Annotated in this window: 22 protein-coding genes; 21 read left to right on the forward strand and 1 reads right to left on the reverse strand. The window is 43.5% G+C overall.

Annotated elements, in window-relative coordinates; all coding sequences use genetic code 11:
* Positions 1-54 precede the first annotated feature (54 nt).
* The 13 genes from BMI76_RS06240 (at position 55) to BMI76_RS06300 (ending at position 14,570) form a co-directional block, all read left to right on the forward strand.
* Positions 55-897 (forward strand): patatin family protein, encoded by an 843-nt coding sequence (locus tag BMI76_RS06240; RefSeq protein WP_075346734.1) that lies wholly within the window; start codon positions 55-57, stop codon positions 895-897.
* 95 nt (positions 898-992) lie between these two features.
* On the forward strand, positions 993-1,451 hold the full coding sequence (locus tag BMI76_RS06245; RefSeq protein WP_075346735.1) for a bacterioferritin: 459 nt from the start codon (positions 993-995) through the stop codon (positions 1,449-1,451).
* A 205-nt stretch (positions 1,452-1,656) separates the two neighbouring features.
* Positions 1,657-4,158, forward strand: coding sequence for a leucine--tRNA ligase (gene leuS, locus BMI76_RS06250; RefSeq protein WP_075346736.1), 2,502 nt, complete (start codon positions 1,657-1,659; stop codon positions 4,156-4,158).
* 483 nt (positions 4,159-4,641) lie between these two features.
* Positions 4,642-5,454 carry an amino acid ABC transporter substrate-binding protein gene (locus BMI76_RS06255; protein ID WP_075346737.1) on the forward strand — a complete coding sequence of 271 codons (813 nt, stop codon included), beginning with the start codon at positions 4,642-4,644 and terminating at the stop codon, positions 5,452-5,454.
* 184 nt (positions 5,455-5,638) lie between these two features.
* Positions 5,639-6,481 (forward strand): MetQ/NlpA family ABC transporter substrate-binding protein, encoded by an 843-nt coding sequence (locus BMI76_RS06260; protein ID WP_075346738.1) that lies wholly within the window; start codon positions 5,639-5,641, stop codon positions 6,479-6,481.
* An 89-nt stretch (positions 6,482-6,570) separates the two neighbouring features.
* Positions 6,571-7,944 (forward strand): M20/M25/M40 family metallo-hydrolase, encoded by a 1,374-nt coding sequence (locus tag BMI76_RS06265; protein WP_075346739.1) that lies wholly within the window; start codon positions 6,571-6,573, stop codon positions 7,942-7,944.
* The gene (locus BMI76_RS06270) at positions 7,937-9,001 is read left to right on the forward strand and encodes a methionine ABC transporter ATP-binding protein (RefSeq protein ID WP_075346740.1); all 1,065 of its coding nucleotides are present in this window, start codon (positions 7,937-7,939) and stop codon (positions 8,999-9,001) included. The genes BMI76_RS06265 and BMI76_RS06270 overlap by 8 nt, the downstream gene beginning before the upstream one ends.
* Before the next feature lie 3 nt (positions 9,002-9,004).
* Entirely contained in the window at positions 9,005-9,694 is a 690-nt protein-coding gene (locus BMI76_RS06275; protein ID WP_075346741.1) for a methionine ABC transporter permease, read from the forward strand.
* A gap of 56 nt (positions 9,695-9,750) precedes the next feature.
* A complete protein-coding gene (locus tag BMI76_RS06280; RefSeq protein ID WP_075346742.1) occupies positions 9,751-10,527 on the forward strand; it encodes a carbon-nitrogen family hydrolase in 777 nt (258 codons plus the stop codon).
* Positions 10,528-10,642: 115 nt separating this feature from the next.
* Positions 10,643-11,488 carry an S-adenosyl-l-methionine hydroxide adenosyltransferase family protein gene (locus BMI76_RS06285; RefSeq protein ID WP_075346743.1) on the forward strand — a complete coding sequence of 282 codons (846 nt, stop codon included), beginning with the start codon at positions 10,643-10,645 and terminating at the stop codon, positions 11,486-11,488.
* 9 nt (positions 11,489-11,497) lie between these two features.
* Positions 11,498-12,043, forward strand: coding sequence for an ECF-type riboflavin transporter substrate-binding protein (locus tag BMI76_RS06290; RefSeq protein ID WP_075346744.1), 546 nt, complete (start codon positions 11,498-11,500; stop codon positions 12,041-12,043).
* 27 nt (positions 12,044-12,070) lie between these two features.
* The gene (locus tag BMI76_RS06295) at positions 12,071-13,747 is read left to right on the forward strand and encodes an ABC transporter ATP-binding protein (protein ID WP_075346745.1); all 1,677 of its coding nucleotides are present in this window, start codon (positions 12,071-12,073) and stop codon (positions 13,745-13,747) included.
* Positions 13,740-14,570: an energy-coupling factor transporter transmembrane protein EcfT gene (locus tag BMI76_RS06300; RefSeq protein ID WP_075346746.1), complete on the forward strand. Its 831-nt coding sequence runs from the start codon at positions 13,740-13,742 to the stop codon at positions 14,568-14,570. The genes BMI76_RS06295 and BMI76_RS06300 overlap by 8 nt, the downstream gene beginning before the upstream one ends.
* 89 nt (positions 14,571-14,659) lie before the next feature.
* On the opposite strand, the gene rsmG is transcribed toward BMI76_RS06300, so the two are convergent.
* Positions 14,660-15,373 (reverse strand): 16S rRNA (guanine(527)-N(7))-methyltransferase RsmG, encoded by a 714-nt coding sequence (gene rsmG, locus BMI76_RS06305; RefSeq protein WP_075346747.1) that lies wholly within the window; start codon positions 15,371-15,373, stop codon positions 14,660-14,662.
* Between the two features lie 85 nt (positions 15,374-15,458).
* Between rsmG and BMI76_RS06310 the strand changes: the two genes are divergently transcribed.
* The 8 genes from BMI76_RS06310 to der all read left to right on the forward strand — a co-directional run bounded on the left by BMI76_RS06310 (position 15,459) and on the right by der (position 22,804).
* Entirely contained in the window at positions 15,459-16,019 is a 561-nt protein-coding gene (locus tag BMI76_RS06310; RefSeq protein WP_075346748.1) for a LemA family protein, read from the forward strand.
* Positions 16,020-16,028: 9 nt separating this feature from the next.
* On the forward strand, positions 16,029-16,928 hold the full coding sequence (gene htpX, locus BMI76_RS06315) for a zinc metalloprotease HtpX (protein ID WP_075346749.1): 900 nt from the start codon (positions 16,029-16,031) through the stop codon (positions 16,926-16,928).
* 248 nt (positions 16,929-17,176) lie between these two features.
* Entirely contained in the window at positions 17,177-17,713 is a 537-nt protein-coding gene (locus BMI76_RS06320; RefSeq protein ID WP_075346750.1) for a DUF177 domain-containing protein, read from the forward strand.
* Between the two features lie 359 nt (positions 17,714-18,072).
* On the forward strand, positions 18,073-18,762 hold the full coding sequence (locus BMI76_RS06325; protein ID WP_075346751.1) for a response regulator transcription factor: 690 nt from the start codon (positions 18,073-18,075) through the stop codon (positions 18,760-18,762).
* 171 nt (positions 18,763-18,933) lie between these two features.
* Entirely contained in the window at positions 18,934-19,425 is a 492-nt protein-coding gene (nrdR, locus tag BMI76_RS06335) for a transcriptional regulator NrdR (protein WP_075346753.1), read from the forward strand.
* Positions 19,412-20,578, forward strand: a complete 1,167-nt coding sequence (locus BMI76_RS06340) for a DnaD domain protein (RefSeq protein ID WP_075346754.1) — start codon at positions 19,412-19,414, stop codon at positions 20,576-20,578. The genes nrdR and BMI76_RS06340 overlap by 14 nt, the downstream gene beginning before the upstream one ends.
* A complete protein-coding gene (dnaI, locus tag BMI76_RS06345; protein ID WP_075346755.1) occupies positions 20,579-21,481 on the forward strand; it encodes a primosomal protein DnaI in 903 nt (300 codons plus the stop codon).
* Positions 21,482-21,493: 12 nt separating this feature from the next.
* Positions 21,494-22,804, forward strand: coding sequence for a ribosome biogenesis GTPase Der (gene der / locus BMI76_RS06350; protein WP_075346756.1), 1,311 nt, complete (start codon positions 21,494-21,496; stop codon positions 22,802-22,804).
* Positions 22,805-22,980 lie beyond the last annotated feature (176 nt).

Consider the following 22,980-nt stretch of genomic DNA (forward strand, 5'->3'; position numbering starts at 1 on the left):
TTCGGCGGGCTTTTGCTATAATAAGGACAATTAATTGGTGAAAGGAAGGATAAGATGTCTGTTGGTTTGGTTTTGGAAGGCGGCGGCATGCGCGGTCTGTACACGGCTGGTGTGCTGGATGCCTTTTTAGATGCAAAGATTAAGGTTGATGGCATTGTTGCAGTATCTGCGGGTGCTCTTTTTGGGGTGAATTATGTATCAGGACAGCGCGGCCGTGCCCTGCGTTACAACAAAAAATATATCTCCTACCCTAATTATATGGGACTGCGCAGCTGGCTGACAACCGGCAATGTGGTTAATAAGGACTTCACCTATTATAAGATTCCTATGGAATTAGATGTTTTTGATGAAGAGGCTTTTGAGAAAGCGAATATTCCTTTTTATGCAGCAGCGACAAATATAGAAACCGGCAAGCCCGACTATATCCAAATTACAAATGTTTTTAAGCAAATGGAAGCTCTTCGGGCCAGCTCGGCTCTTCCCGCAGTTTCTAAAATTGTCGAATGGGAGGGCAAAAAGTATCTGGACGGCGGTCTTTCTGACTCTATTCCGGTTGATTTTGCCAGAAGTTTGGGATTTGATAAGCTGCTCGTGGTCCTAACACGGCCTATTGACTATCGCAAAAAACCGTCCGGCGGCCGAATATATAAGCTGCTCTATCGCAAATACCCAAACTTTATTAGGGTAGCTTCGAAGCGTCCTGAGCACTACAATGCGACAGTTGAGCATATCATTAACCTGGAAAAAGACAGGGAACTCTTTGCTCTTCGTCCCAGCCGTGCGGTTGAGATTGGCCGTCTGGAGAAGAATCCTGAAAAATTTGATGAGATATACCAGCTAGGCCTGGCTGACGCTGAAAAACGCATGCCTGCTCTGAAGACCTACTTAGCAGATTAAATGAAGCAGAAAACAACTAAAAAATTGATTTAAAAAATTAAAGTGATAAAATTTAAAAAGTAAGGTGCATATAGTTAATTTGAAAGGAGTTCCTTATGACAAAAGAAGCAGCTGCATATTTGCAAAATCTTGTAACAGCAATGAATACGCAGGCAACCCATCATCAGATGCAAGCTAGAATTTTTGGGGCACTCGGCTTTAGTAAGTTAGAAACAAAATATGACGGTCACGCAGAAGAAGAGCGTGACTTTATGAATCAATTCATTAATCGTATTTTGGACTTGGGCGGAGAGCTGAAGATGGAAGCAGGGGAAGCAGAACCGCTTTTTCAAAACCCAATTGATTATTTGAAGCACGATCTTGACGTTTCACGAGAGGGGCTTGCTTCCTTAAAAGCAAACGGTCTTTTTGAAGATTTTAAAACAGACTATGCCACCTATGATCTTTTGAAAGCTTACTACAAAGATGAAGAGGAAGATATGCTTTGGACAGAGGCTCAGCTTGATTTGATTGAGCTGATTGGGGCACAAAACTGGCTGACACAGCAGCTATAAAAAGCACAATAGTGAAGAATCGGCTCTAATATCCAAAGTGAATGTACCCATTGCAGCTATTAGAGAACGACTGCAGCTGTTTGCTGAGGCAGAGCTGCCTTACCTAGTACTATCAACCGAAAAGGCGGAGAAGGGACTTTTTCCGCCTTTTTTCTTTATCTATTTCGTGCTATAATAATACCGATATTATTTTTTGGAGAATACTATGGTTTACTATAATCACAAAGCAATTGAAAAAAAATGGCAGACCTTTTGGGCTGAAAATCATACATTTAAGACTGGAACGGATGCCTCAAAGCCTAATTTTTATGCACTGGACATGTTTCCTTATCCATCAGGAGCAGGGCTCCATGTAGGTCACCCGGAAGGTTATACGGCGACCGACATTCTCAGCCGCTTCAAGCGTGCCCAAGGCTATAATGTTCTTCACCCAATGGGCTGGGATGCTTTTGGCCTGCCTGCTGAACAGTATGCTATGGATACGGGTCATGACCCTGCTGAATTTACGGCTAAAAATATTGAAACCTTTAAGCGGCAAATCAATTCGCTCGGTTTTTCTTATGACTGGGACCGCGAAATCAATACGACAGATCCTAATTACTACAAATGGACGCAGTGGATTTTCACCAAACTTTATGAAAAAGGTTTGGCTTATGAAGCCGAAGTCCCTGTCAACTGGGTAGAAGAGCTGGGCACAGCCATTGCCAACGAAGAAGTCCTGCCTGACGGGACATCAGAGCGCGGCGGTTATCCTGTTGTCCGCAAACCCATGCGCCAATGGATGCTCAAAATCACAGCCTATGCAGAGCGCCTATTAGAAGACTTGGAAGACCTTGACTGGCCTGAATCTATCAAGGATATGCAGCGCAACTGGATTGGCAAGTCAACCGGTGCCAATGTGACCTTTAAGATTAAGGATACAGACAAAGACTTTACAGTCTTTACAACGCGCCCTGACACGCTGTTTGGGGCAACCTATGCTGTTTTGGCTCCTGAACATGACTTGGTGGATGTTATTACAACTGCTGATCAAGCACAGGCGGTCGCTGATTACAAGCACCAAGCAAGCCTTAAATCGGATCTTGCCAGAACCGACCTTGCCAAGGAAAAGACCGGTGTTTGGACCGGTGCCTATGCTATCAATCCTGTCAATGGCAAAGAAATTCCTATCTGGATTGCTGACTATGTACTTGCCAGTTACGGAACCGGTGCCATCATGGCTGTTCCGGCTCACGATGACCGCGACTGGGAATTTGCCAAACAGTTTGGCCTTGATATTATTCCGGTTCTCGAAGGGGGCAATGTAGCAGAAGCTGCTTATACGGAAGACGGTCCTCACATTAATTCCGAATTTTTAGACGGTCTTGACAAGGCTGCCGCTATTGATAAAATAGTGTCTTGGCTGGAAGACAAGGGTGTCGGCAATAAAAAAGTGACCTACCGCCTGCGTGACTGGCTCTTCAGCCGCCAGCGCTACTGGGGTGAACCGATTCCGATTATTCATTGGGAAGACGGGACTTCAACAGCTGTTCCAGAAAACGGACTGCCCCTTGTTTTGCCGGTGACGAAAGACATTCGTCCGTCAGGTACAGGTGAGTCGCCGCTGGCTAACTTGACAGACTGGCTGGAAGTGACTCGCGAAGACGGTGTCAAAGGCCGCCGTGAAACCAATACCATGCCGCAGTGGGCAGGTTCAAGCTGGTACTTCCTGCGCTATGTTGATCCGCACAATGACCAAAAACTGGCTGATGAAGACTTGCTCAAACAGTGGCTGCCGGTTGATATTTATGTCGGCGGTGCCGAACATGCCGTACTTCACTTGCTCTATGCTCGTTTCTGGCATAAATTCCTTTATGATATTGGTGTTGTACCGACCAAGGAACCCTTCCAAAAGCTCTTTAACCAAGGCATGATTTTGGGAACTAGCTATCGTGACCACCGCGGTGCCCTTGTCGCAACAGATAAGGTTGAAAAACGTGATGGTTCTTTCTTCAATATTGAAACAGGAGAAGAGCTGGAACAAGCACCGGCCAAGATGTCTAAATCGCTCAAAAATGTTGTCAATCCGGATGATGTAGTTGAGCAGTACGGTGCCGATACTCTGCGTGTTTATGAGATGTTTATGGGCCCGCTTGACGCATCTATTGCTTGGAGCGAAGAAGGACTTGAAGGGTCACGTAAGTTCCTTGACCGCGTGTACCGCCTTTTGACCTCGAAGGAAATTGTCACTAAAAATAATGGCAGCTTAGACAAGGTGTATAACGAAGCGGTTAAAACGGTGACAGAGCACATCGAAGCCATGCGCTTTAATACGGCCATCTCTCAGCTGATGATCTTTGTCAATGCTGCCAATAAGGAAAACGAACTCTTCCTTGACTATGCCAAAGGTTTTGTTCAGTTGTTAGCGCCGTTTGCGCCACATTTGGCTGAGGAGCTCTGGCAAAGGCTGACACAAAGCGGAGAATCCATTTCCTATGTGGCTTGGCCGACTTACGACGCCAGCAAATTGGTTGAAGATGACGTTGAAATTGTCCTTCAAATCAAAGGAAAGGTCCGTGCCAAAGCTGTTGTTCCTAAAGATTCCAGCCGTGAAGAACTCGAAAAGATTGCTCTTGCCAACGATAAAATTCAGGCTGAAATTGCAGGAAAAGACATCATCAAGATCATTGCAGTTCCTAATAAGCTGGTTAATATTGTTGTGAAATAAAAGATAGTTCAAGGCAGATCAAATAAATGCTAATCTGCTCAGACTGAAGAAAAAAGTCTATTTTCTCAAAAAGTAATATTTTGTTATGATACTTTCCTTAAGTAGCACGGACGGTAGCGACTTCCTTCGGAATTCCATACCTAGATTTTGAGCCTAGGTCTCAAAATCTCCGAGAGGCAGAAACTCGATGTTTCTGTCTCTTTTGCTACATCGGAAAGTATCGGGTGAGGCTTCGATCATTTTTGTATCATCTTATAAAAATGAAAAGTGATACTATTCTATGATGAAATTTTAGAGAGAATTTAGTTTTGAGAGTTTGTCTACAATCTGGGCAGATCAGATAAAAACTGATCTGTTTTTTAATGTTAAAAAAGCCAAAAAGCTGTGATAGAAATATCTTATCACCGTGATAGAAATTATATAATAGGCAAGGTTCTCAATTAGTGATAAGATAGATATAATCATTATTTTGGGAGGAAACTTATGAAATTGAAAACGATTTTTAAGACAGGCGCTCTTGCCGCTGCCTCGGTTCTTTTGCTGGCGGCCTGCAGCTCTGGCTCTAAATCATCAAAAGAAAGCGTAACGCTTGCAACTGTTGGGACCACTAACCCTTTTTCTTATGAGAAAGACGGTAAATTGACGGGTTACGATATTGAAGTTGCAAAGGCTGTCTTTAAGGGAACAGACAAATACAAGGTCAAATATCAAAAGACCGAATGGACCAGTATTTTCTCAGGCCTTGACAGTGACAAATACCAAATCGGAGCGAACAACATCAGCTACACCAAAGAACGGGCTAACAAATATTTGTATTCCAATCCGACAGCGTCCAATCCTTTAGTGCTCGTTGTGCCTAAGGACAGTGACATTAAGTCTTATGATGATATTGCCGGACACAGCACCCAAGTGGTTCAAGGGAATACAACAGTGTCCATGCTGCAAGACTTTAACAAAAAACAAAGCAAGGCCAATCAAGTAGAGCTGAATTTCACCAGCGAAGACATTGCCCATCAAATCCGCAATGTCAGCGATGGCAAATATGACTTTAAGATCTTTGAAAAAATTTCCGCTGAAACAATCATCAAAGATCAAGGGCTCAATAACCTGAAAGTCATTGAACTTCCGTCAGAGCAAAAACCGTATGTTTACTTCATTTTTGCTCAGGGACAAGAGGATCTGCAAAAGTTTGTCAATAAGCGAATCAAAAAGCTGTATAATGATGGAACGCTGGAAAAAATTTCTCAAAAATATCTGGGCGGAAGCTACCTGCCGGACAAAAAAGATATTAAATAATCTTACAAGGAGCGGACTGACCAGATGGATACTTGGAAAAGTCCAGCTCTTTTTTAGCAGCCAGACGGAAATGAAAAACAGAGTTATAGTTTAAAACTATAGGAAAATCATTGAAATAACAATTTGATAGCTATAAGCAATTATGAGAAAATAAATTTACTTTAGTAGAAAAGGTGGATGATTAATGAAAATAAAGAAAATAATAAGTGTTTTAGGTTTGGCCTTAGCAGCGGTAGTTTTCCTTGCAGCCTGCGGTCAAAAAAGCGATAAAAATACTCTGACTGTCGGTGTGATGACTATGACCGATTCGGATAAGGCTCGCTGGGATAAAATTGAAGACCTGCTTAAGAAGGATGATATCAAGCTTAAATTTAAGGAGTTTACAGATTACTCTCAGCCAAATAAGGCTTTGAAAAACGGAGAAGTCGATATCAACGCCTTCCAGCATTATAATTTCCTCAACAACTGGAATAAAGAAAATAAGGGAGACTTGGTGACTGTTGCTGAAACTTACATCAGCCCTGTCAATCTCTTCTCGGGGACTGAAAACGGCAAGGCTAAATACACCAGCGTCAAACAGCTGCCGGACAAGGCTCAGATTGCTGTTCCTAACGATGCTACCAATGAAAGCCGCGCCCTGTACGTTCTTCAGGATGCCGGTCTTATTAAGCTAGATGTATCAGGCGACACGCTGGCTACTATTAAGAATATCAAGTCCAATCCAAAAGATCTTGATATCAAGGAAGTAGACGCCAGTCAGACAGCCCGTAATCTGACTTCTGTCGACGCTGCGGTTGTCAATAACAGTTACGCTGTTCCGGCTAAAATTGATTTTAAAACATCTCTTTATAAGGAAAAAGTCAATGATGGTTCTAAGCAGTGGATTAACATCATTGCAGCGCAAAAGAACTGGAAAAAATCAGATAAGGCAGCTGCTATTAAGAAACTAGTCAAGGTTTATCATACAGATGCTGTTAAGAAAGTTATCGAAAAAACATCCAAAAATGTTGACCAGCCTGTTTGGTAACAGGAAGCCGCTGCTTAACACATAGTAGGATGACTAAAAATGAGAGGCTGAGACTGGGTTTCAGCCTCTTATCATATAAGAGGAGAATAATGGTAGTTTCAAGCGAAAAAGAACAAATTGCTAAGTTTTGGCAGGATGAAGTGGCTCAGCATTATTTTGAAGTTTTGCGAACCCTGATTTCTAAGAAGTCTATTTTTGCTCAGCAGGTAGGGCTTCAGGATGTTGCTGCCTATCTGGGAGAAATTTTTGCCAATGTTGGTGCAGAAGTGACTATTGATGAGACCTATACGGCTCCTTTTGTCATTGCTAAATTTAAGAGTTCCAATCCTCAGGCCAAGACAATTATTTTTTACAATCATTATGACACAGTGCCGGCTGATGACGATCAGATTTGGACAGATGATCCCTTTAAACTGACTGTCAGAAAAGGCTATATGTACGGCCGCGGCGTCGATGATGATAAGGGACACATCACAGCTCGCCTGACAGCCGTCCGAAAGTATATGCGCGAGGTTGGCGATCTTCCTGTTAACATTACCTTTATCATGGAAGGAGCAGAGGAGTCGGCTTCGACTGACCTTGATAAGTATTTGGCCAAGTATGCAGACAGTCTGCTGCCGGCAGATGTTTTAATCTGGGAGCAGGGGGTCAAAAACAGCCTCGGACAGTTAGAGCTGACAGGCGGAAACAAGGGGATTATTACTTTTAATCTTTCAGTTTCCAGTGCTGAGGTTGATATTCATTCTAAATACGGTGCCGTTGTTGAATCAGCCAGCTGGTATCTTTTGAATGCTATCTCCAGTATGCGGGCTGATGATGGCCGGATTTTGATTGACGGTATTTATGATCAGGTCTTAGAGCCCAATGAGCGCGAACTGGATTTAGTAGAGCGCTTTGCTCTTGAAAACAGCGAAGGTCTGCGCAGAGTTTACGGTTTAAAACTTCCAGCTTTGAAAAAAGAGCGTCAGGATTTTCTTAAAACCTACTTTTTTGAGCCGGCTCTGTCTATAGAAGGGCTTTCCTCGGGTTATCAGGGGCAGGGTGTCAAGACCATTCTTCCGGCTTCTGCCAGTGCCAAGATGGAAATGCGCCTGGTGCCGGGGCTCAGTCCCAAATATGTTTTTGAAAAGATTAACAGCCACTTGCGAAAACTCGGATTTGAGCATGTTAAGGTGACTTATACCTTGGGAGAAGAGTCCTACCGCAGTGATATGAGCGCTCCGGCTATTTTGAATATTGTTGAATTGAGCAAGCAGTTCTATGAAGCGGGAGTTTCGGTCTTGCCGACAGCAGCAGGTACGGGTCCTATGCATACGGTCTATGAAGCTTTGGGGGTTCCTATGCTGGCTTTTGGCATCGGCAATCCCAACAGCCGGGATCACGGCGGCGATGAAAATGTGAACTTGGCCGACTATTATACCCATATTGAATTAATAAAGGAGTTAATCAGAAGTTATGAGTAAGGCGATTATACAACTCGATCATATTGATATCACCTTTCATCAAAAGAAACGCCGGATAGAGGCGGTTAAGGATGTCAGTGTTCACATCAATCAAGGCGATATTTACGGCATTGTCGGCTATTCCGGTGCCGGTAAGTCGACCCTTGTGCGTGTTATCAATCTGTTGCAGACACCAACAGCCGGAAAAGTCACAGTTGATGATGATGTTACCTTTGATAAAGGAAAAATTCAGCTGTCCAGTCAGGAACTGCGGCAGAAGCGACATGAAATTGGCATGATTTTTCAGCATTTCAATCTCATGGCTCAAAAGACTGCTAGGCAAAATGTTGCCTTTGCCTTGCGGCACTCAAATTTAAGCCCTGCAGAAAAAGAGCAGAAGGTGACAGAGCTGCTGGATTTGGTCGGCTTATCTGACCGTGCGGATAATTATCCTGCCCAGCTTTCAGGCGGCCAAAAGCAACGCGTGGCTATTGCGCGAGCTCTTGCCAATGATCCTAAAATTTTAATTTCAGATGAAGCGACCTCTGCCTTGGATCCCAAAACGACCAAGCAGATCTTAGCGCTCTTGCAGGATTTGAACAAAAAATTAGGTCTGACTATCGTCATGATTACCCATGAAATGCAGATTGTCAAAGATATCTGCAACCGTGTGGCAGTTATGCAGGCCGGCTCTTTGATCGAAGAAGGTTCGGTCTTGGATATTTTTTCCAATCCCAAGGAAGAACTGACCAAGGACTTTATTGAAACGGCGACTGGTATTGAAGAAGCTCTGATTAAGATCAAGCAGCAGGATATTGTTCAAAACCTGCCGGCTGATGCGGTCTTACTGCAGTTGAAATACGCTGGTACAGCCACAGATGAACCGATTTTAAATAATCTTTACAAGCACTATCAGGTAACTGCCAACATTCTTTACGGCAATATAGAAATTTTGGAAGCAACGCCTGTCGGTGAAATGATTGTTATTTTAGAAGGTGATGCTGCTAATATTCAGCAGGCACTTGATCATTTAAAATCCTTAGATTTAACAGTGACTATTCTAAAGAGAGGGGCTTAAGGAATGCAGTTAATTCAAACTTATTTACCAAATGTGTATGAGCTTGGTCTGACCGGAGATGCGGGCTGGCTGACAGCCCTTTTAAATACGCTGTATATGACCATTGTTCCTTTTATTATCGGCGGCGGCGTCGGATTGGTTTTTGGTCTTCTGCTCGTGCTGATGGGACCTGACGGCGTCATTGAAAACAAGACTGTCTGCTGGATTATTGATAAGGTGACATCTGTCTTTCGTGCCATTCCTTTTGTCATTTTGATTGCGGTACTGGCGCCCTTGACCATGCTTTTGATGCAGACCAATTTAGGGGCAACGGCGGCCTTGGTTCCTCTGTCCTTTGCGACCTTCCCCTTCTTTGCCCGCCAGGTGCAGGTTGTCTTTTCTGAGTTAGATCGCGGTGTTATCGAAGCGGCTCAGGCTTCTGGCGCTACCTTTTGGGATATTGTCAAGGTTTATTTGAGTGAAGGCTTTCCAGATTTGATTCGCGTGTCGACAGTAACTCTGATTTCCCTGGTCGGCGAAACGGCCATGGCCGGCGCAATCGGAGCTGGCGGACTTGGAAATGTTGCTATTTCTTACGGTTATAATCGGTTTAACAATGATGTAACCTGGGTGGCAACTTTAATAATTCTCCTGCTTATTTTTACCATTCAGTTTATCGGTGATACCCTGACCAGAAAGGTCAGCCACCGCTGACAAATAGGACAGCTGCTTAAGCTAATGGACGCTTTGATGGTTTTGGAGGTGATTTTGTGAAGGTAAGTCTGATACAGTTTGATGTCAAAGACGGGCAGCCTCAGTTAAATAAGGACAGGGTTTTAGAGCTCATGCAGCGGGCTCTGTCAGACCAGCCGGATGTTATTGTCCTGCCGGAATTGTGGAATACAGGCTATGCTTTGGAACAATTAGAAGAGATTGCTGACGAAAACGGAGAGGACAGTGTCTCTTGGCTCAGTCAGTTTGCCCGTGAACATCAGGTGGCTCTGGTTGCAGGTTCTGTCGCTACTAAGCGGCAGGGAAAGTTTTATAACACTGGTTATACCTTTGCTGCAGACGGAAAACTGATTAATGCCTATGACAAGGTGCACTTGTTTGGGCTCATGGGTGAAGATGAGTTCTTGACCGCGGGACAAAAGGAAAGCCATTTCCACATCGGAACTGTTGCTGCCAGCCAGGTCATCTGCTACGATATTCGTTTTCCCGAATGGACCCGCAAATTGATGAGCCAAGGAGCAGAGCTGCTCTTTGTATCAGCCCAGTGGCCTGCCAGCCGTATTGAGCAATGGAAAATCCTTTTACAGGCGCGGGCTGTCGAAAATCAGGCCTTTGTCATTGCTGTTAACCGTGTGGGGCAGGGGCTGAAGGATCAGTTTAACGGTCATTCGCTTGTGATTGACCCTCTGGGAAATCGTTTATTAGAAACCGATGACAGTGAAGGAATTTTCAGCGCTGAAATTGACGTGCACCAGGTTGCAGCGGTTCGCGGACAGATTCCTGTTTTTGCCGATCGGCGGCCAGACCTCTATTAACAGCTGCCGGCGCTAAAAATAAGTTAGCCTTACTGCTTTTAATTTTTTAATAGGTGCGTCACAGAAGGCTGTCTTGTGATAAAATATGAAGTGAAAGGAAGGCGAGTCAGTTCAAATGAGCAATAATTTATTAGTTTTGCAGTCAGACTTTGGTCTGGTTGACGGTGCGGTGTCAGCCATGATTGGTGTGGCACTGCAGGAGGACCCGACGCTTGGCATTCACAATCTGACCCATGAAATCACTCCCTACAATATTTTTGAAGGTTCCTACCGTCTCTTTCAAACGGTGGAATACTGGCCGGAAGGCACGACTTTTGTATCGGTTGTGGATCCGGGTGTCGGTTCGGATCGAAAAAGCGTTGTGGCGCTGACGAAGAAAAATCAATACATTGTGACGCCTGACAACGGCACGCTGTCTTATATCAAAAAACACATCGGTATTAAGGCGGTTCGGGAAATTTCTGAAATTGCAAACCGCCGGCGCAACACAGAACTTTCCTATACTTTTCACGGACGCGATGTCTATGCCTTCACAGGAGCTAAATTAGCCAGCGGTCATATTGCTTTTGAAGATGTAGGGCCGGAACTGCCTGTTGAGGCTATTGTAGAGCTGCCGACAGTGACGACGGTTATTGAGGATGATCTGGTCCGCGGGGCTGTTGATATTCTGGATGTTCAATTTGGGTCTTTATGGACCTCAATTACCCGCGAGGAATTTTACACGCTTCAGCCTGAGTTCAATGATCGCTTTGAAGTGACCATCTACAATAATGATATGCTGGTTTACCAGAATCAGGTTACCTATGGCAAGTCATTTGCTGCTGTCCGTGTCGGCCAGCCCATCATCTATATCAATTCTCTCTACCGTGTAGGGGTTGCCATCAATCAGGGTTCCTTTGCCAAGGCCTACAACGTCGGGGTTGGGCCGCAATGGCGCATTGAAATTAAAAAAATTAACTAAGGAGACGACATGAAAAATAATTCTATTAAAGCGGTTGTCGCAACCGGTATCGGTGCAGCTCTGTTTGTCATTATCGGTATTTTTATCAATATTCCTCTTTTTGCCAATACCAGCATTCAGCTGCAGTATGCGGTTCAAGCCTTTTTGGCTGTTCTTTTTGGGCCTGCGGTCGGTTTTTTCACCGGTCTTATCGGACACATGGTTAAAGATATGTTTGCCGGTTACGGAATCTGGTGGTCATGGGTGATCCCAAGCGGTCTGGTTGGCCTTGGCATCGGTTTTTTGAAAAATCGTCTTCGGGTCGAACAGGGACTTTTTACAGCTAAAGATGTGCTGACTTTTAACACTGTACAAGTGATTATCAATATTATTGCCTGGGGAATTGTGGCGCCTCTGGGAGATATTGTCATTTTCAATGAACCTGCCAGCAAGGTATTTGTTCAGGGCTTGCTGGCCAGTGTAGCCAACGCTTTGACAATTGGTATCGGTGCTACTATTTTGCTGGCTGTCTATGCTAAAACACGGACACAGTCAGGAAGCCTATCCAAAGACTGACTTTTTTGAAAATCAGGGATACATCTTATGGAACCATTTATTGAATTTAAAGATTTTTCCTTCAAGTACGATGCCCAGGCAGAACCCACTCTGAAAAATATCAATTTATCAGTGAAAAAGGGAGAAAAAGTGCTGATTATCGGCCCTTCCGGCTGCGGCAAATCAACTTTAGGCCATTGCCTGAATGGCATTATTCCTAATATCTACAAGGGACAGATGAGCGGCAGCCTGACTATTGGCGGCAAGGATTCCTTTAATCTGTCTGTATATGAAAAGTCACATCTTGTCTCAACCGTTTTGCAGGATCCGGACGGTCAGTTTATCGGCTTGACAGTGGCTGAGGATTTGGCCTTTGCACTGGAAAATGACTGCGCAGACCATCAGACGATGGTTGAAAAGGTCAATATCTGGGCTGAGCGCTTAGAACTGACGGATTTGCTTGATCATCGCCCTCAGGACCTCTCAGGCGGTCAGAGGCAGCGTGTCAGTCTGGCCGGCGTTTTAATTGATGAAAGTCCGATTTTGCTCTTTGATGAGCCTCTGGCTAATCTGGACCCAAAAGCTGGCCAGGACACCATTGATTTGATCGATCGGATTCACCAAGAAGAAGGAACAACTACGATTATTATTGAACACCGGCTGGAAGATGTTCTCTACCGCCCTGTTGATAAAATTGTGCTGATTAATGATGGCCGGATTCTTTTTGATGGCAGTCCTGATGAGATTTTGCAGACCAATCTGCTGCGGGAAAACGGCATCCGCGAACCCCTTTATTTGACGGCTCTGCGCCATTTGGGCTTGGATGTGACCCAAACACTCCACTTAGCGGCACTCAGTCAGCTTGACCTCTCCGGTATTCATTTTGAAGAAACCGGCAGTCTGCCTGTCTCTAAAGCTGCCTCGCCTTTGCTCACTATTGACCATTTTAATTTTGCCTACACTCCGGATAGGCCGATTTTGAAAGATTTATCGGTTAAGATCAATAAAGGAGAGCGCATTGCCATTGTCGGGAAAAATGGGGCTGGCAAATCTACCTTAGCCAAGGCCCTTTGTCAATTTATAACGGCCAGCGGCCACATTTATTATCAGGGAAAAGACATCTCCCTTGATTCCATCAAGGAGCGGTCTGAGCGGATTGGCTATGTTCTGCAGAATCCCAATCAGATGATCAGTCAAACTATGATTTTTGATGAGGTGGCTCTGGGGCTGCGGCTTCGCGGTTTTGCTGAAGAGCAGATCAAAGAAAAGGTTTTTGAAGTTCTGAAAACCTGCGGTCTCTATGAATTTCGCAATTGGCCCATCTCTGCTCTGTCATTTGGACAGAAAAAACGTGTGACCATTGCTTCAATTTTGGTTTTAAATCCGGAAATTATCCTATTGGATGAACCCACAGCAGGGCAGGATAAGAGGCACTATACAGAAATGATGAACTTTTTGGATGGTCTGAATGCCCTGGGACATACCATTATTATGATTACTCATGATATGCAGCTGGTGCTGGAATACTCAGACCGGGTATTGGTCATCAGCCGGGGGCAGATTTTAGCAGATCAAAGTCCTGTTGAGCTCTTCAGCCAGCCGGACTTACTGGCAGCTGCTAATTTGAAACAGACCAGTCTCTTTGATTTGGCTAAAAAACTGGGCTGCGACCCTATTTCATTGACCCGTTATTATATTGAGCATCAAGGAGGGCAGGATGAATAAACGTTTGATCGGCTATCATGATGGCGAAGGTCTCCTTTACGAGTTGTCAGGCGCCAGCAAGCTCCTCTTTTTTCTGCTTGTCTCCATTGCCTGTATGACAACCTATGATACCCGTCTTATTTTAGCAGTAGGCCTGATGTCTGTTTTACTGTTTAAATCAGCAGATATTCATTGGCGGGATATTTCTTTTGTCATGAAGTTTGTGACGGTTTTTGCTGTTTTAAATGTAGTTATGGTTTATCTTTTTGCACCTGATTACGGTGAAAAAATCTATGGTGCCAAAACCCTGCTATGGGCAGGAGCAGGACGGTTCTACCTGAGCTGGCAGGAAGTCTTTTACCTTTTAAATCTGGTTCTCAAGTATTTCTGTACGGTTCCTTTAGCCATACTCTTTTTGATGACGACCCATCCCAGTCAGTTTGCAGCAAGTCTTAACCAGATTGGCATTTCTTATAAGGTAGCTTACGCTGTCAGCCTGACCTTGCGCTATATTCCGGACGTTCAGGAAGAATTTTACATGATTCGGACATCGCAGGAAGCTCGCGGTCTGGAATTATCCCAAAAGGCCAACCTGCTTAGCCGTATTAAGGGAAATCTGCAAATTATCATCCCTCTGATTTTCAGCTCTTTAGATCGTATTGATACCGTTTCAACGGCCATGGAGCTGCGGCGGTTCGGCAAAAATAAAAAAAGGACCTGGTACATGTATCAGCCCTTTAGAAAAAAAGATATCTTAGCAATCGGCTTAGCTTGCCTCATATTAATGGGCAGTTTCTGGCTTTTCAGCCTGAACGAGGGCCGCTTTTACAATCCTTGGAAATAAAGATAATAAATCTAATAAAACAGATAAAAAAGCTGTCGTCCGATTCCGCAGCACTTGTGCAGCAGCCGGACCACAGCTTTTTTGATTTTCTACAGCGGTTTTTTATTGGGCATGCCGGCCTTGCGCGGGTATTTATTAGGCGTTTCCTTTTTCTTGGTTACTAGGGTAAGATTACGTTCATCTCCGTTAGGAAGCTGGTAATGGTACTTTCTCGAAACCTGACTGAACAGCACTTTCAGCGCATTCTGAGCAGCAGCAATTTCCTCATCAGCAGCACTGGCTTTCAGCGCCAGAAGCTGTCCGCCTACCTTTAAAAAGGGAATGGTCAGCTCGGCTAATATCTGCATGCGAGCAACAGCACGGGCAGTAACAAGATCAAACTGGGCGCGGAAATTTTTGTCCTGTCCGAAATCTTCCGCTCTGCCATGATAAAAATGAACATCAGTCAGCTCCAGCTCATCAGCCAGCGCCTGCAGAAATTTAATGCGTTTATTTAGAGAATCAATGATTGTCACTTCTAGCTGAGGATAGATGATTTTCATGGGCAGACTTGGAAAGCCAGCTCCAGCTCCTATATCCAAAAGCTTCAGCGGTTCATTTTTAATGCAGCCCTCTAAGATAGGAGCTGCCGAGTCATAAAAATGCTTAAGATAGACGTCTTTCTCCTCGGTAATGGCTGTCAGGTTAATCTTTTCATTCCATTCGACCAAAAGTTTAAAATAAGAAGCAAACTGCCTTTTTTGCCGATCAGACAGATTGATTTGGTGCTTGGCCAATGCTTGGTAAAATTCTTCAGGGGTCATGCTTTCTCCTTTTATCATCATTCATTCTAACATAATTCTTCTTTTTCTGATATAATGGAAGCAGGAATTTTTAAGGAGAACTATCATGCTTATTTGGATTGTTTTAATTATTATTGCCTTGCTTGTTGTTTGGGTAATTGTAAGTTATAATGCTTTGATTAAAAGCCGTATGCAGACACAGGAGGCTTGGAGTCAGATTGATGTGCAGTTAAAACGCAGAAATGATCTTATTCCTAACTTGCTGGAAACGGTCAAAGCCTATGCCAATTATGAACAAAGCACTCTGGAAAAGGTGACAGAGCTGCGCAGCAAAATTTCTAATGCCAGTACGCCCAATGAAGCTATGCAGGCCAGTGATGCACTTGGAAAGCAAATGGCCAGTATTTTAGCCGTTGCCGAAAACTATCCGGATCTCAAGGCTAATCAAAACTTTATGAAGCTTCAGGACGAACTGACCAATACAGAAAATAAGATTTCTTATTCACGTCAGCTCTTTAATTCGACAACCGCTAACTACAATGTTAAGCTGGAAACCTTCCCAAGCAATGTCATTGCCGGGCTGTTTCACTTTAAGGCCAGTGAATTTTTGGAAACGCCTGAAGAAGAAAAATCAGTGCCAAAAGTTGATTTTGGCGACATGGCCTAGGAGACTGCTATGCTGTTTGATCAAATAGCCAGTAATAAAAGAAAGACAATCATTTTGCTGGTTGTCTTCTTTCTGCTTTTAGCTGCCATCGGTGCGGCGGTCGGTTATCTTTGGCTGGATAATTTAACAGGCGGCGTTATCATTGCTTTAATCATTGGCTTTATCTATGCCTTCAGTATGATTTTTCAATCAACCAACGTTGTAATGGCCATGAATAATGCCAGAGAAGTGACAGCAGAGGAAATGCCTGATTATTACCATATTGTAGAAGATATGGCTATGGTAGCGCAGATTCCCATGCCGCGTGTCTATGTGGTTGATGATCCTTCGCTCAATGCCTTTGCGACCGGTTCCAGCCCTAAGAATGCTGCGGTTGCAGCAACAACAGGCCTTTTAACCCTCATGAACCGTGAAGAGTTAGAGGGTGTTATCGGCCATGAAGTCAGCCATATCCGCAATTACGATATTCGAATTTCGACAATTGCCGTGGCTCTTGCCAGTGCTGTCACTCTTATTTCCAGTATCGGCGGGCGCATGATGTGGTTTGGCGGTGGTAGGAACCGCCGGTCAAATGACAGTGAAGGCGGCGGTTATGTGCAGATTATCCTGCTGATTTTTTCCATTTTAGCTATTGTTTTAGCGCCCTTGGCAGCTAGTTTAGTTCAGCTGGCTATCTCTCGCCAGCGTGAATATTTGGCGGATGCCAGCTCGGTTGAATTGACCCGCAATCCGCAAGGGATGATTAGGGCCCTGCGCAAATTGGAGCAGTCACAGCCCATGGCACATCCCGTTGATGATGCCAGTGCTGCGCTCTATATCAACGATCCGCAGAAGAAATCCAGCCTGCAGCATCTGTTTTACACTCATCCGCCGCTTGCTGACCGCATTAAACGCCTGGAGCAAATGTAAAATCAGAAGCTGCAAATACATACTTAAAAAATCTCTTACTGCCTATTTAAGCTGAAGAATAGTTTCAGCCAGTCTTTAAGGCTCAGTCCATTTTAAAACAAGAGAGCAGAAAACAATCGGTTTGTAACCAAAACGATTGGCTTCTGCTCTTTTTAGATGCAGGAGCTTAAACAGAAATTCACGGACAAGTCAGTGGATTATTGATATAATGTTAACGATTTAAAGAACAATTGTCGGAGGAAATAAAAATGTTTACCATTAGTGATATAAAAAAGCAGCCGGAAGGTATGGCATTTGAAGAAAAGCTCTCTATTGAAGAGGCTGTTAAGGAAAGGAATCCTGATGTCTTGGCTCTTGAAGATGTCTTGGCCAAGGGAACTGTCAGCTATGATGATGGTTTGTATCTGTTAAACTATGATTTGAGCTATACCATCAGTCTGCCTTCCAGCCGATCTTTAGAAACTGTGAAACAAACCAAATCATTACTGATAAATGAAGTCTTTATAGAAAACAGCCAGTTAGAAGATAAGAAGGAACTGGTAGATGAAGATCTCGTCTTGATCTTAGAAGATGCGGTAATTGATTTAGAAGAAAGTGTTATTGATAATATTTTGCTCAATATTCCTTTAAAGATTCTTACTGAAGAAGAAAAACAAGACCAACAGCTGCCTTCAGGACAGGATTGGAATCTTCTCAGTGAGGAAGACTATCACAATCTACAGAAAGAAAAGAAAGAAAAAAACAGCCCCTTTGCAGCTCTGGATGGCTTATTTGATGACGAGTGATGTTTTTTCCTGCCGGATATCAGGAAACAGCTTTAAGATTTCAAGTTGTTGAATAAATCAAATTTTTTTCTTAGAAATTGACCAAGGAAAATTAATAACAGCCATTGAAAAAAGAAAATAGAAATAGTATAATGAAAAAACTGATGGATTATTTTAAAAAATAAAATTTTGAAAAAAGGGGTTGATAAAGTTCGACTTGCCTTGATATTAAAGGGATTAGACATTATCATAATAAAAAAATAATGACCTTATAGGACTGTAATAAGTTTGTTGCCCAGACTTTATAGTTTAGTTATAAAAATTTCATTTTATTAAAATAAAATTAGAAAACTATATTAGAATAATAAGCTGAGGGGTATATGGCTAAGAGTATTTTAATTATTGAAGATGAAAAAAATCTTGCGAAGTTTGTTTCTCTGGAACTGCAGCATGAAGGATATGAAGTTGACGTAGAACACGATGGACGTTCCGGCTTAGACAGGGCTCTCGAAAGGGATTTTGATCTAATCCTTCTTGATCTGATGCTGCCGAAAATGGACGGCTATGAAGTAACGCGTCGGCTGCAGCTGGAAAAAACGACTTATATCATTATGATTACTGCCCGTGATTCTACTATGGATATTGTCACGGGATTGGATCGCGGTGCAGACGGTTATGTTATAAAACCTTTTGCTATTGAAGAATTACTGGCTCGGGTTCGCGCCATTTTTCGCCGTCAGGATATTGAAAGAGCTAAGCATTCTGTAAAGAAAGACAGTACTTACCGTGATTTGCAGCTGGATGTGCACAATCGAGCTGCGATTCGAAACGGTGAAACTATCCCTTTAACCAAGCGGGAATTTGATTTGCTCAGCGCTCTCATGGAAAACATCAATCAGGTTATGACCAGAGAAGAGCTTCTGGATCGTGTCTGGAAGTATGATCAAGAGGCCGAAACAAACGTTGTTGATGTTTATATTCGCTATCTGCGCGGAAAAATTGATGTTTCCGGTAAGGAAAGCTATATTCAGACTGTCCGCGGTATGGGTTATGTCATCCGCGAAAAATAGATAAAAAAACCAGGGGGAGAAAGAGATTTCTGTCCCTGATTTTTATCTGTGGGCATGCGGACAGCTGCCGGACTTAGGAAATAGGTTTTGTCGGGCTGCTGCTTACTTTTGTTCCAGACCAAAATATGGTAAAATAAAGTACTAACTTGAATCAAGAAGTGAGGTGTTTTCATGCGCTGTCCTAAGTGTAATTATTTAAAATCCAGTGTTGTTGACAGCCGTCAGGCTGAGGAAGGCAACACAATCAGACGCCGCCGAGAATGTGAAAATTGCCATACACGTTTTACAACCTTTGAAAGAATAGAAGAACTGCCGCTTTTAGTTGTTAAAAAAGATGGAACCAGAGAGCAATTTTCCCGTGATAAAATTTTCAATGGTATTATCCGCAGTGCTCAGAAACGTCCTGTATCCAGCAGTGCTATTGAAAAAGTTGTCAATGATATTGAGCAAAAAATCCGCAGTGACTATGACAGTGAAGTTTCCAGTGTTGTCATTGGGAATCTAGTCATGGATGAGCTGGCAGAATTGGATGAGATTACTTACGTTCGCTTTGCCAGCGTCTACCGCAGCTTTAAGGACGTTGATGAGATTGAAGCGCTCCTGCAGCAGATTACCAACCGTGTCAGAAGTAAGAAAAAGAGTAGCTTAGATGAAACCGATTGATGAATTTCTCTATGTCAGGCAGAACTATCTCCTGCCGGATACTGTCAGCTTGATGCGCTTTTATTTGCCCGTTATCGGCAGTGACGCTGCGGCTCTTTATCAGTATTTTATCAGCTTTTTTGATAATGGTGAAAAAAGGCATAAATTTAGCGAGATTCTTAATCATACGCAGTTTGGTATGACCCGTTTTGAAGAGTCTCTGTCTATTTTGACAGCTATGGATCTGTTGGCTTTTTATGAGAAAGACGGCCTCTACTATGTCAAATTGCTGGCGCCTTTAACTGCCGAAGCCTTTTGTAAAAATGCTGTTTACCGCAATCTTTTAGAACAAAAGATCGGTCAGGTTGCTTTAGAATATCTGGAGCTGGATGTTCCCAAGGACGCTAGGGATCTGTCCAAACAGTTTTCTGACGTTTTTGGGCAGACTGAGCAGCCTCAGCCGCAGGAAACAGTTAAAAGCAAAACAGATTTTGATTTAGACAGTTTTAAACATCTGATGGCTAGAGACGGCCTGCAGTTTGCTGATGAACAGACAGATGCTGTAGCCTTATATGTGATTTCTGAAAAGTACAAACTGACCTGGTATGAAACCTATCTTTTGGCAAAAGAGACGGCCAGTCAGCATAAGATTTCCACCAAGCGCATGCAGCTGAAAAAAGAGCAGATCAAGCATGGTGATACGGCCAGTCAATTTTCTAAGGAAGAGCAAATTATTATTCATGAAGCCAAGTCTGACAGGCCTGAGGTTTTTCTGGCTAAGATAAAGAAGGCGCGGCATGCAGCGATTACAGCAGATGAACGAAAATTGCTGGCTGATTTAGCAGAAATGAGCTTTTTGGACGAAGTGATCAATGTTATGGTTTTATATACCGTCTCCAAAACCAATTCGGCCAATCTCAATAAGCGCTATTTGATGAAAATTGCCAATGATTTTGCCTATCAAAAGGTTGTTTCTGCAGAGCAGGCGGTTGAAAAAATGCGTGCCTTTGCTGAACGCAAGACGAGCCAGAATCAAGGAAAAACGAAGGCAAAGAGCAATGTTCCCGAGTGGAGCAATCAGGACTATAAAAATGAGACAACAGCAGATGAGCAGGCGCGTTTAGACGAAATTAAACGTCAGACGCTTGCCAGATTGAGAAAGGATGGTGAGTAGATGGAAAAGATTGGGAAAACCCTAGCTAAAAAGAATCATCAAAAGCACTATGATACTGAAAAAATGATGCAGACTATTTTAGCAGATCAAGATATTGCTGATTTTATCACTGCTCATCATTTGACTCAGGAGCAGATCAAGCTCAGTCTGCCTAAATTTAATCAGTACTTGATAGAGCGCGATCGTTTTAAAAATCGCGATGCAGCTTATGTGGCTAAGGGTTATCAGCCAATTTTGGCTATGAATGAAGGCTATGCGGACGTGTCTTATTTAGAAACCAAGGAGCTTAAAGACTCTCAAAGGAGGCAGGCTGTTTCAGAACGTATCAATGTTATCAGCCTGCCCAGATCCTATAAGAATATCTCTTTTGATGATATTAGTCTTGATGATGTCAAGCGTTTGGATGTTTTTAAGATGGTTGCTGATTTTGTCGAAAATTATCCCAGCCCTGAGCAAAAGGGACTTTATCTCTACGGCGATATGGGAATCGGCAAGTCCTATTTAATGGCAGCCATGGCTCATGAACTCTCAGAGCAAAAGGGCGCTGCGACAACGCTTTTGCATTTTCCAAGTTTTACCATTGATGTGAAGAACGCTATCAATACCGGAACTGTCAAAGATGAGATCGATGCCGTCAAAAAGGCTGAAGTTCTGATTTTGGATGATATCGGTGCCGAGCAGAGCACTTCCTGGATTCGGGACGAAGTTTTTCAGGTCATTTTACAGTACCGCATGTTAGAGGAATTGCCCACCTTTTTTACCTCTAACTACAGTTTTAAAGATTTAGAAGCTAAATTGGCCAATATCCGCGGAAGTGACGAAACCTGGCAGGCTAAGCGTGTCATGGAACGGATTCGCTATTTGGCTAAAGAAATTCACCTAGAAGGTGAAAACAGAAGATAAGAAGGAGCAGTAATGGCTTTACCAACCGTAGCGATTGTCGGCCGTCCCAATGTCGGCAAGTCGACGCTTTTTAACCGTATAGCCGGTGAACGTATTTCCATCGTTGAAGATGTTGAAGGAGTGACGAGAGACCGCATCTATGCAAGTGCTGAGTGGCTCAACCGCAAGTTTTCTTTGATTGATACAGGCGGTATTGATGATGTTGATGCGCCGTTTATGGAACAAATCAAGCATCAGGCTGATATTGCCATGACAGAGGCTGATGTTATTGTTTTTGTGGTATCTGGCAGAGAAGGAATCACAGATGCTGATGAGTATGTTGCAAGGATTCTCTACCGGACCAACAAGCCTGTTATCCTAGCTGTCAATAAGGTGGATAATCCTGAGATGCGCAATGACATTTATGACTTTTATTCGCTTGGTTTGGGAGACCCTTATCCTGTTTCATCTGTCCATGGACTTGGAACCGGAGACGTGCTGGATGCTATTGTGCAAAACCTTCCGACGAAACTCGAAGAAGACAATCCTGATGTGATAAAATTCAGTCTGATCGGCCGTCCCAATGTTGGTAAATCCAGTCTTATTAATGCTATTTTAGGGGAAGAGCGCGTGATTGCGAGCCCCCTTGCCGGTACCACACGCGATGCTGTTGATACGCATTTTACAGACAGCCAAGGTCAGGAATTTATCATGATCGATACGGCCGGTATGCGCAAGTCCGGAAAGGTTTACGAAAATGCGGAAAAATATTCTGTCATGCGAGCCATGCGCGCTATTGAACGTTCTGATATTGTACTTATGGTTATCAATGCGGAAGAGGGAATTCGTGAGTATGACAAGCGCATAGCCGGTTTTGCTCATGAAGCCGGCAAAGGTATCATCCTCGTTGTCAATAAGTGGGATACGGTTAAAAAGGACAATCGTACAGTTGCCCAGTGGGAAGCTGATATAAGAGATAATTTCCAATATATCACTTATGCACCGATTATTTTTGTCTCGGCTTTAACCAAGCAGCGTTTAAATAAGCTGCCGGATATGATTAAGCAGATCAGCCAGAGTCAAAATACGCGAATTCCGTCGGCAGTTCTCAATGATGTCATCATGGATGCTGTTGCTGTTAATCCAACCCCAACCGATAAAGGCAGACGGCTTAAAATATTCTATGCAACACAGGTTTCTGTTAAGCCGCCAACGTTTATCATTTTTGTCAATGAAGAAGAGCTGATGCATTTTTCTTATCTGCGTTTCTTAGAAAATCAAATTCGTCAGGCCTTTGTTTTTGAAGGAACTCCTATCCGTTTGATCGCCCGAAAACGTAAGTAGATGCTGGCAACAGTTTAGGCGGCTTAAAGAAGGTCTATAGTGGCAATAGCATTGCGAATCTGTCAACTAGTGGACTGGTCTTGTCTGGAGCGTGTATGACCGCTTAGTGTATAATCATACCTATTCCCAAAGAATGTAGCGTTGAGGGTTACCCTGAAAATACCTGTTCTCTAAAG

The organism is Streptococcus sp. 'caviae', from assembly GCF_001937065.1.
Taxonomy (GTDB): Bacteria; Bacillota; Bacilli; order Lactobacillales; family Streptococcaceae; genus Streptococcus.

Excerpts from the sequence above, each read along its gene's own strand:
- htpX (WP_075346749.1), top strand. The coding sequence starts at position 16,029 with ATGCTGTTTGATCAAATAGCCAGTAATAAAAGAAAGACAATCATTTTG.
- BMI76_RS06265 (WP_075346739.1), top strand. The coding sequence starts at position 6,571 with ATGGTAGTTTCAAGCGAAAAAGAACAAATTGCTAAGTTTTGGCAGGAT.
- leuS (WP_075346736.1), top strand. The coding sequence starts at position 1,657 with ATGGTTTACTATAATCACAAAGCAATTGAAAAAAAATGGCAGACCTTT.
- BMI76_RS06295 (WP_075346745.1), top strand. The coding sequence starts at position 12,071 with ATGGAACCATTTATTGAATTTAAAGATTTTTCCTTCAAGTACGATGCC.
- BMI76_RS06285 (WP_075346743.1), top strand. The coding sequence starts at position 10,643 with ATGAGCAATAATTTATTAGTTTTGCAGTCAGACTTTGGTCTGGTTGAC.
- BMI76_RS06310 (WP_075346748.1), top strand. The coding sequence starts at position 15,459 with ATGCTTATTTGGATTGTTTTAATTATTATTGCCTTGCTTGTTGTTTGG.
- BMI76_RS06290 (WP_075346744.1), top strand. The coding sequence starts at position 11,498 with ATGAAAAATAATTCTATTAAAGCGGTTGTCGCAACCGGTATCGGTGCA.
- BMI76_RS06340 (WP_075346754.1), top strand. The coding sequence starts at position 19,412 with ATGAAACCGATTGATGAATTTCTCTATGTCAGGCAGAACTATCTCCTG.
- BMI76_RS06240 (WP_075346734.1), top strand. The coding sequence starts at position 55 with ATGTCTGTTGGTTTGGTTTTGGAAGGCGGCGGCATGCGCGGTCTGTAC.
- rsmG (WP_075346747.1), bottom strand. The coding sequence starts at position 15,373 with ATGACCCCTGAAGAATTTTACCAAGCATTGGCCAAGCACCAAATCAAT.
- BMI76_RS06270 (WP_075346740.1), top strand. The coding sequence starts at position 7,937 with ATGAGTAAGGCGATTATACAACTCGATCATATTGATATCACCTTTCAT.
- dnaI (WP_075346755.1), top strand. The coding sequence starts at position 20,579 with ATGGAAAAGATTGGGAAAACCCTAGCTAAAAAGAATCATCAAAAGCAC.
- nrdR (WP_075346753.1), top strand. The coding sequence starts at position 18,934 with ATGCGCTGTCCTAAGTGTAATTATTTAAAATCCAGTGTTGTTGACAGC.
- BMI76_RS06260 (WP_075346738.1), top strand. The coding sequence starts at position 5,639 with ATGAAAATAAAGAAAATAATAAGTGTTTTAGGTTTGGCCTTAGCAGCG.
- BMI76_RS06325 (WP_075346751.1), top strand. The coding sequence starts at position 18,073 with ATGGCTAAGAGTATTTTAATTATTGAAGATGAAAAAAATCTTGCGAAG.
- BMI76_RS06255 (WP_075346737.1), top strand. The coding sequence starts at position 4,642 with ATGAAATTGAAAACGATTTTTAAGACAGGCGCTCTTGCCGCTGCCTCG.
- der (WP_075346756.1), top strand. The coding sequence starts at position 21,494 with ATGGCTTTACCAACCGTAGCGATTGTCGGCCGTCCCAATGTCGGCAAG.
- BMI76_RS06300 (WP_075346746.1), top strand. The coding sequence starts at position 13,740 with ATGAATAAACGTTTGATCGGCTATCATGATGGCGAAGGTCTCCTTTAC.
- BMI76_RS06320 (WP_075346750.1), top strand. The coding sequence starts at position 17,177 with ATGTTTACCATTAGTGATATAAAAAAGCAGCCGGAAGGTATGGCATTT.
- BMI76_RS06275 (WP_075346741.1), top strand. The coding sequence starts at position 9,005 with ATGCAGTTAATTCAAACTTATTTACCAAATGTGTATGAGCTTGGTCTG.
- BMI76_RS06245 (WP_075346735.1), top strand. The coding sequence starts at position 993 with ATGACAAAAGAAGCAGCTGCATATTTGCAAAATCTTGTAACAGCAATG.